Origin of the sequence: Moorena sp. SIO3E8, assembly GCF_010692445.1 — a bacterium.
Taxonomy (GTDB): Bacteria; Cyanobacteriota; Cyanobacteriia; order Cyanobacteriales; family Coleofasciculaceae; genus Moorena; species Moorena bouillonii.
The window spans coordinates 1-8,901 of the sequence record NZ_JAAHHM010000204.1 but is presented as its reverse complement, the minus strand read 5'-3'; the positions used below and the strand labels follow the sequence as shown (position 1 = coordinate 8,901).

The 8,901-nt window shown below is 42.1% G+C and carries 5 protein-coding genes and 2 pseudogenes; 4 read left to right on the top strand and 3 right to left on the bottom strand.

Features of this window, described 5'->3' with window-relative positions:
- Positions 1 to 164: pseudogene (locus tag F6K46_RS36390) on the top strand (IS4 family transposase); the annotation flags it as partial.
- A 51-nt stretch (positions 165 to 215) separates the two neighbouring features.
- On the opposite strand, the pseudogene F6K46_RS36385 reads toward F6K46_RS36390, so the two are convergent.
- The 3 genes and pseudogenes from F6K46_RS36385 to F6K46_RS36375 form a co-directional block, all read right to left on the bottom strand.
- Positions 216 to 536, bottom strand: a pseudogene (locus F6K46_RS36385) (site-specific integrase); the annotation flags it as partial.
- 524 nt (positions 537 to 1,060) lie between these two features.
- Positions 1,061 to 1,714 carry a hypothetical protein gene (locus tag F6K46_RS36380; protein ID WP_293067439.1) on the bottom strand — a complete coding sequence of 218 codons (654 nt, stop codon included), beginning with the start codon at positions 1,712 to 1,714 and terminating at the stop codon, positions 1,061 to 1,063.
- Positions 1,715 to 1,759: 45 nt separating this feature from the next.
- The gene (locus F6K46_RS36375) at positions 1,760 to 1,924 is read right to left on the bottom strand and encodes a hypothetical protein (RefSeq protein WP_293067437.1); all 165 of its coding nucleotides are present in this window, start codon (positions 1,922 to 1,924) and stop codon (positions 1,760 to 1,762) included.
- Between the two features lie 178 nt (positions 1,925 to 2,102).
- Between F6K46_RS36375 and F6K46_RS36370 the strand changes: the two genes are divergently transcribed.
- The 3 genes from F6K46_RS36370 to F6K46_RS36360 all read left to right on the top strand — a co-directional run bounded on the left by F6K46_RS36370 (position 2,103) and on the right by F6K46_RS36360 (position 6,749).
- Positions 2,103 to 2,267: a hypothetical protein gene (locus tag F6K46_RS36370; RefSeq protein WP_293067434.1), complete on the top strand. Its 165-nt coding sequence runs from the start codon at positions 2,103 to 2,105 to the stop codon at positions 2,265 to 2,267.
- A gap of 502 nt (positions 2,268 to 2,769) precedes the next feature.
- On the top strand, positions 2,770 to 3,108 hold the full coding sequence (locus F6K46_RS36365; protein ID WP_293067431.1) for a cinnamycin family lantibiotic: 339 nt from the start codon (positions 2,770 to 2,772) through the stop codon (positions 3,106 to 3,108).
- A gap of 407 nt (positions 3,109 to 3,515) precedes the next feature.
- Positions 3,516 to 6,749, top strand: coding sequence for a type 2 lanthipeptide synthetase LanM family protein (locus tag F6K46_RS36360; protein WP_293067428.1), 3,234 nt, complete (start codon positions 3,516 to 3,518; stop codon positions 6,747 to 6,749).
- Positions 6,750 to 8,901 lie beyond the last annotated feature (2,152 nt).

Genomic DNA, 8,901 nt, shown 5'->3' with positions numbered 1-8,901 from the left:
GGAGACATAGCAGTTTTTACATTGGTTTATATGGTCAAACCTGGGTAAAGTTTAAGGATTGTTGTCTAGAATTAGTAACCGAATTAATGAGACTCAATCCTAATAAACGAAAGTATTATCAACGAGGTATAAGGGCTAGGTTGCTTATAGAATCTGCATTTTAGCTTATTTCGTCGCCCCCTCAGGGTGAGATGCCCTTTCCCATGCCTTCCGGGAAATAGATAGTTTCCCCATGAAGGAGGGTGGTAGTCTGTTAGGTGTTTCCGCAGATCTTCTAGTACCGGGATGGTCCGGGTGGCAAGCTTACCCTTTGTGTTACCTTTCCGAAATAGAACAACGGGACGCACGAAACCTTTGCGATCATAAACATCCCTTATTCTTAAGGTCACCGCTTCATTGACCCGACAGGCAGTGTACAGCATCACGGCAAACAGTGCCCGGTCTCGTGGCGGGTTAAGGGTTGCCCCTTCGTTGAACAGAAGCTGGATTTCCTCTGCTGTTAAAATCTTTGCCTGGCCATGGCGGTCGATTTTCATACCCCACGCCTCAATACACCCCTGCCTATTTATTGAACAACTTTGGTGTGCCCTGGTCAAATATATTTTTTTTGCAATCGTTAAGTAGTATTATCCGAACCTTGGAAAGCTCAAATTCAACAACTACTAGTCACATAATTATTGACTTGATTTTAGAGGAAATAATTTTGATGCTAAAGAAAAATCAAACCTTCCAAGAGAAGGTTCAAACACTAGTAGTAATTGTAATGTTTGCCGTATCGACTGCCTTCGCGTTCTTTGATGAAAATCAACGAGCTAACTACTTGATATTGACAGGAAAAACAGCGAGCGAATTGCTAAACAAGTCATCAAAGGAACAAAATAAGCCTAAGGGGAAGGGTTCTAATAAACCCAGACCTTGATATCAATAAGCGTTCGCTAGCCAACGCCCTTCGGGCTAATCGCTCAAGCGCGGAAGCTGAGGCCGTAGGCCACGCTACGCGAACGCTTCATCGCTGACAAAAAGACAAAATCAATCTCAAAATCATTCTGACATTTTAAGGTCAATCCGGAAGTCCTTCAATCCTTTTCATCCTGTTCTCTGGGGACATGCTTCGTTCTACTCTCCAAGCAGTTCCTCGTCCAATTTTTCCAGACTTGATGAATGTCCATGAGCCTCGGGTATACTTATTCTCGCCCTTTCCGGCTTGAGGCTTAACCCCAATAAGTTCCTTCACCTCCAAAGTTGTCAGTAGCCAGCCCTCTTCAGCAGCAACTTTCAGCTGTTGATGGCGGTCGATTGCTGTCACAGGTTTTCCAGCATTGGGTAGAGAGACACCGTAAGTGATTGCGTAGTGGAAGCTTTGCTTCATCGCATCAATCAATACCTCTAATAATGGTTCCCGTTCCGCCTCCCAGGAATTCGTCCGGTGAACGTTCAGTGAACTGTTCGGTGAACTGTTTAGGGAGATAGCTTCCTGACTGTTTCCGGTGGTTGATAATGATTCAAAGTCCTCAAACGTTCCACCCCCTTCTAGATGGTTGTGCAAGCGATCCAGCTCAGAAAGCTGTTCACCGGACACAAAAGAACGAGTTCCCTCTTTGTTTGGCTTGACATTGGCATGTTTGAATCGCTCATAAAGGGCACTGCGACCTATGTTGTATTTAGTCTGTAAATCCTTGACCGGGATTTTGTCTATTTCCTGAGTCATAACCATTCACTAGATGTCCACTGGATGTCCACCGGATGTCCAGTGAACATTTTATATCCATGCGGTGGGAGTAGGGAATTGGGAGTAGGGAATTGGCCTCATTACTGGTGAAAATGGCTGCCAGCTGGCAATAGATAATGTCGTACTGTTTTTAGCCCTTGATGCATCTGGGTTACTGATTCTGTACGCAAACCGAGTCGTACTCCTTTCAAGCATGAAGGTTGGCCGGATTCTGGTACTGAAGTACCGATAATCCCCCAACAAGGCACTTCACCATCACTTGGTCATAAAGACGCTTGAGCGAACCCTATACTCAGTCTTGAACACCCTTCCAATGACTGTCGAGAAGAATGCCGGGAATAGGGTTGGATTAGGGCATCACTGATGGGGTGAAATGGGCTTACTGAGTCCCGCCTCTTCTGTATATCTGCTTGATGCTGGGATTTATATTGTGACAGTACAGAAGTTAGCTGGCCATGCTTCCCCTGTAACTACGGCTAAGTATGACCGGCGGGATGAGGAGGTGAAGCGTAGGGCGGTGCAGAAGTTGGGGTTTTAAGAGAAGGATGGTGGTGGGCGCATCTGAGGACTCACTATGTATCTTTTTGTAACTTATGGCCTGAAATTACTACTTAGTAATGATTTCAGCTTGCATGTCACCCCCCCAGGTTCTGTAGTTATTAATAGTCAGTACAGGTATCATGGCTCTCCACTAAAAATAACGGCCAAAATGGCGCACAAAACTAATTAACGAAGGTAATACTGTATTTGAAACAATAACTGAGTGGTTGGAGGAAACATTCCAATTGAGATGACTTGGGATGATCCAGGCTGTAATCCTGAAGCCGTAAGGTCTTCTAAGCACTGACTCATAACTTGTGAATTCTTAAGTGGTTCTTTCTCCCTCAAATTGATAAGCAGGCACACAAAATTAATTGGACATTTACCAAATCTCTTTAAGCCTTACCCTGCGAGGCTTACAGAGATTTGGATTAGGCAATTAATTCTGTGTAGGTGCTGATCCATATATTGACAGTTTGTTTTTTTCTCTGAGGCGCTTTATGTTTAACAATGATCAAGAGGAACTCTTGCAATTTGCCATAATTGACCTTGAATTCCGTGAAGAACTTTCAAAGAATCCTGAAGCGTTTGGTATGTCAGAAGGTGACACAGCACTACCAAAAGCTGTTGCGGGACAGAGTCGTTCGCCTGCCGAGTTGATTAAAGGTGGTACTGGTGGTGGATGCAATAGTACCTGCTATACTGGCTTTACCGTCTATTGTGATGGGGGTACGAGTCCTATTGCTACTAGTACCTGTAACTTCGGAATAACCATATCTTGCGACACCGCTGAATCAAAGGTTAGTCTCAGTTCTGATGTCAATTTCAATTCTCAATGAGGGAGCAGGTCAATTTTGTAAGAACATTTGAACTACAAACGCTTGAACTACAGCGTTTTCGGGGCTTCAGTAGTAGTTATGAACTATTTTAGTACATTTGTTCTGCGAATTTGACATGCTCTCTCTCAATGAGTCTTTTGTTTCTAATGTCAACTATAGCAATCCTATATGATTTGTGAAATATATTGGGCGAAGCTATCGCTATAACCCTTGCTCAGCAAGGATTTACAATTTTGCCTATTTTACAAATGATTTAGGATTGCTATAGAACGTTGGTTTAACTCGCAACTTCGCAACTGTAGAGTTTGATATCAACGCTGTGTGATTTAGTTATCATGTAGGGACGCTCCTGGAACGTCCCTACACAAGTTTCCGAAAAAATAATTTAAATCAGATGGTTCTAACTTATGCTAGATAATCTTACTCTCGCTAACTTAGCTTGTCGTGCAAGTAATTTATCTGAGCGCATCGCAATTATTCAGCAATTGTCTTCTAACAATTCTTTGTCAGCTTGTACTACTCCGCTTACTCTTCTCGATAATTGGATGTTAGAAAAAATGGCTGGCAAATTGGCCACGGTGCAAGTTAAGCAAGAAATTTATCAACCGTTAGCAAGCCATATATTTGCCAAGGATAATCTGCAACAACTGTTAATTGACTATAAATTATACGAACGCAATCTAGCTAACTTATCTGAGTCTGATTTGAGACAGTTTGTCCAACCACATTCTACATGGTTGAATGTGTATCAAGCAGCATTGGCAACTCTCGATTTTCCGTCGAGTAATTTTGCGGGTAGCTTCTGGTATGACCCGAATATTTACTACAAACATTTTGCTAAAGTTATCGAACCATTTTTGCGCTTGCTGCAACAAAGAATGCAACCAATATTGGCTAAAATAAATTGCTCTACAGTAGATTTCAATATTACTCAACAAGCGTTGGTTAGCCTTCAAATGGAGTTGATCAATCGCTTTCAATTACCTTTATCCTTTGCTATTGAAGCTGATATCAATTTTTACTGTCATCAAAATAATATTGCTAAATCATCCGATACTGAGGGATATTTAACTTACTTAAATACGACCTTTAAAGATGAGCAGAATTACCATCATTTTTATCGCAAGTTTCCTGTCTTGGGGCGTTGGTTAGCTCAAATCACCCATTTTTTGAGCAAAAATGGTGAAGAACTAATGCAACGTTTGACGAGCGAACGCGATGAAATCAGCACCACCTTCTTTGGTGGAGTAAAAATCAAACAGCTCAAATCTTTCCATTTAGGTCAATCAGATCCCCATGCTGATGGTCATAGTGTGGTAATTGTTAATCTAGAGTTGGCTAACTCAGAAGAGAAAAAGATTGTTTACAAACCACGCTGTATAAAATCTGAAGCAGCGATGCAAAGTTTACTTAAAACTTTGAATGAAACTGAAATAGTTAAGTTTGCTACTTATCAGGTACTTTGTAAAGATGGTTATGGTTATGCCGAATTTATTCCAGTGCAAAACCACACTAAAAGCCAGCAATTTGTCAAGACATTTTACAATCAGCTAGGGGGCTATTTAGCAATCTTCCATATACTAGGCGGTAGCGATATTCATCTAGAAAATATTCTTGTATCCAACTGTAACGCCTTTATTTGCGACTGCGAAACTGCCTTGGAAGTTGTCCCCCAGCGAATGAACAAATTATCAGATTCATTGTTTGATTCAGTGTTTAAGACTGGTATGCTGGAGTGGCCTCGTGCAAAAGGTGTTGATCCAGACAAGCAGGTAAACTTTAGCGGCTATAGCGGTGGCGAATCGTATCAGATCCCCTTTGCTATCCCCAAAATTAACAACTCAATGTCATTAGCCTTAACCGTTGAACCCAAAGTTGGTGTTCGCATCAAGGTAGCACCAAAGAATCGCCTATATTATAAGGGTGAGTTGGTCAACCCAAAGGATTATCAAAAAAGTATTGTGGAAGGGTTTAACAAAGTTTATGATTGGGTGCTACAAAACCCTACACGAACAATCAAGCTGCTCGAAGAATTATTTATATCCTCCTCAGTGCGCTTCGTCAACCGCTCTACACAAATTTATGTAGATTTACTGAATGCAGCTCAACATCCTAAATGCTTAGCCGAACCACTGGAAGTCGATTTAATTTTTTATAGTTTAATTGAACATCCGCGTCAATGGGACGATACGGGGGAACTAGCTGAATTGGAGTTAACTGCTTTATGGCAATTAGACATACCTGTCTTTACTGCACATGCGAATGATCAGAATCTGATTTATAATTATCAGCAGAAGTTGTCCGATACACGGATTATTTCACCTCTAAAGAATACAATAAAACGCATTAAAAAGTTATCCTCTGACAACTGTATCCGCCAGAATAACTATATTTATGCCAGCTTATCTACAGATGAAATTAATAGTAAACACTTTGTCGCTTCAGCAGTTAACTATGCCTATCAAATTGGACTGCAATTGTGTTCGCTACTCCAAGATCCCTCTCACACTGCTCCCTGGCAAACTATAGAACCCACACCCACTGGTAAACGTTTAGTAGATATTAATTCTTCGCTTTACAGTGGTTCAGCGGGAATCTGTCTGTTTTTAGCTTATCTCAATGCAATCCAACCCTGTCCTGAATTTCACGATGCTGCAAAGCGGGCACTCAATCACGCGCTCGAACAACAGAAAATGATAGGATTCGGTGCATTCTACGGGACAGCCGGTTTGATTTACCTGTTGATGCACCTTGCCCAGTTGTGGAACAAGCCGACACTTCTAGATTTGGCTAGCGAATTGTGTGATGAACTTATACCGCGTATCAATCAAGATCGACACTATGATATTTTGCAAGGTGTCGCGGGGATTATTCCTGTCATGTTGGGTCTGACAGAAATGACATCCGGGAAAGGGTTGCATTGTGCCGAATTGTGTGCTCAGCATTTACTACAGAATGCAATTCGTCAGGATGATAACCTTTCATGGCTATCCTACCATCCTCAGTACACAAGAGGTAATCTAACAGGCTTTTCTCACGGAGCAAGTGGCATCGGCTGGGCGCTGATTCGGCTCGGCAGTCACCTTAATCAACCTGAATATATTGAAGCTGGTCGTCAAGCCTTTGCCTACGAAAAAACCCAATTTGACGCAACAAAGAGGAACTGGTATGATTTGCGCACCGCAGTAATGGTAAAAGAAACCCCTAGCCAAAAATTTGCTTATTTTTGGTGTAACGGTGCGGCAGGAATTGGTTTGAGTCGTATTGATAGTTGGGCAACTTTAGGCAAAACTGATGAGGATATATTAAGTGAAGCTTACACAGCATTAGATCTAACGTTACAAAGTTTTCATAGTCTCTCTGATGATTCATTATGTCACGGCAAGGCAGGTAACTCGGAGCTATTATTAAGGTTTGTCAAGCTTACAGATGAGTTTTATCCGCAAATAGAAGCTAATCTGCAGGCTACAGCCCAGTGGCGCAATTTTGAACATACTCGCCGTTGGATGTGTGGAGCTGGTGGTAATGATGTGTTGCCCGATTTGATGACTGGATTAGCGGGTATTGGGATGCACTTTTTGCGCTTAGCTTATCCAGAGCGAGTCCCTTCACCACTGCTACTTGACCCGCCACCAGGCTGAAATCTAGGGCGTGTCTGCAAACCCAATAAAATAATTAATAACTGGAGTTTTAACTAACACTGAGATCTTGGACCTGATGTTGAAAACCCAATTTTTCGCCAAACCACAACAAATTTATAGCAACCTAGTACCATAAGTTGATTTAATTACCAAGAATTGCCTCTGTTATTTATTATTTTCCGATAAAAACCAAAGACAACAAAAAGACGTCCTGATGCGGAATTAGGGGATAATTTGTAATACTGCTAAGTCCGATTACAGGAACTTAGAAGACTTTTTGTTATCTTTTCCTAAATTATCAGAAAATAACAAAAAAATGCAGGTACTTAATATTAGTTGGAACTTAGTTGTCCTTGTGTTGGAGGTGGGTAGGTCGTCCGCTTGGACTACCGTCTGACATTGGTACTAGGGCAATCGACCAATTGGTCGATTGCCCGATCGTTGGAGGTGAGTCGGTACACAGAACTGCATACCCCTACTAGTAGGCAGGTAAGGTTTTTTCTTTACCCAGATTCATCCCTTCTGACCCTTTTAGGTTTTCCTTCGTTTGCAGAGAAACCTGAATTGTTGTTTTTGGGTTGCGCAAAAAGATAACAAAAAGTGATTCTAATGCCGATAAGTAAAATTGACCTTTGATTGGAACTAGGACAAATCCGGGAACGGGGGGCATAATAGGCCAAGAAAAAGCCTGAAGCCTATGCCAGGAATGAATCACAAATGGGAGCAGGGCAGTACAAGATAATGGTTTTCCATTTTTTGAGCGTACGCTATGACCATCAAATTCTGTTTCGGTTCTCCCAGATAGCACAAAAATTGTCCACAGAGTCGTCAAACCCTTTCAATAGGTTCCAGACATCCTGAAAGAAAAAAGAGAGGCGTCTAATCCCATTTTTGAGCAGCTCACAGGCTTGCCCTTGACTGAAGACTTTTCTCCAGCTAACAGTACAATCCGTTTTTTTTTGCTCACCCGAAATTCCGGCTGGCACACAAGAATAAACATGTCCACGCAACCTAATCGCGTCCGGAGCTGAAACCTTATCAGAGGGTCGCCTTACAACAAAGTCAAACACCTTTTACGCATAGTTAGTCACCCATTAAAGGCTCCACTCTTCTTGCGGTAACTTCTAACCACGTCCACGTCCACAATTACGTCCACGTTTTTCATTACCTATATATATTATTGAAAAACGTGGACGTAATAGAGCATGGACAAAATAGAGCAATCACATACTGCATATACCTTTCAGTCGTCCGTCCACAATTACGTCCACGTTGGCGTCCACGCACAAAATAACTTTTATTTACATAAATCCTAACACGTCCACACTTATCTAAGAGCACACGTCCACGCACAAATACCAACACGTCCACGCACGTCCACACAATAAAAACCGGGTTCTGGAAGAGAATTGCTTGGGGCTATTTGCGTCGTTTGCCCCGTTCTATTTCGGTTAACTTTTTGGTCGTACAAAAAATAACAAAAAGTGGTTTTAATATCGATAACCGAAATAGCTTGTTGATGGAACCAGGGGAAGCCAAAGGGTACGTACACTAGACATACCCTTTGGTTGTGCAATATCTTTCTGATTTTCTGGCGATTCAGCAGGGCCGACGCTACGCGGTTTTTCAGATTTGCATCGATGCTAGAAATCCGCAAAAGAAAATCCCCCAGCCATTGCCAAGGGGTTTGTGTGGGGTTACCTTGAAATTATTGCCCAGCTTGTCTTTCAGTGCCTTGGGTATGTTTTTTTTTGGTCACCACTTTGTTTTCGCCCGTCTTGGGTAAGCCAAACCTTTGGAAGTCATTTTTGTGGGCACCTAGCCGAGTTGTGAAGCCCTCTCTCAGTCTTGTTTTCAACTTCTTGCTCATCCAATTTTGCCGAGTTTTGGGCGAACCGAAAATCCTTGCCTAGTATACGTTTGATGGTTATTTGAGCGTTTGAACTGACAAACTGAAAAAGCTGCCCACTATTTTCCATGATTGAGGCGATCGCTGTACTAATGGAAAACCCCAGCGGTTGCCGGCTTTCAAGGGTATGTTTTTAAGATTCATCCAGGGGCAGGAGAAAAATCGGGAATAAATCTACCTGTAGGTAAAGGCATGCCCTTAATCGCAGATGCCAAAATTCTTAAAAATCCTCGTCTGAAACAA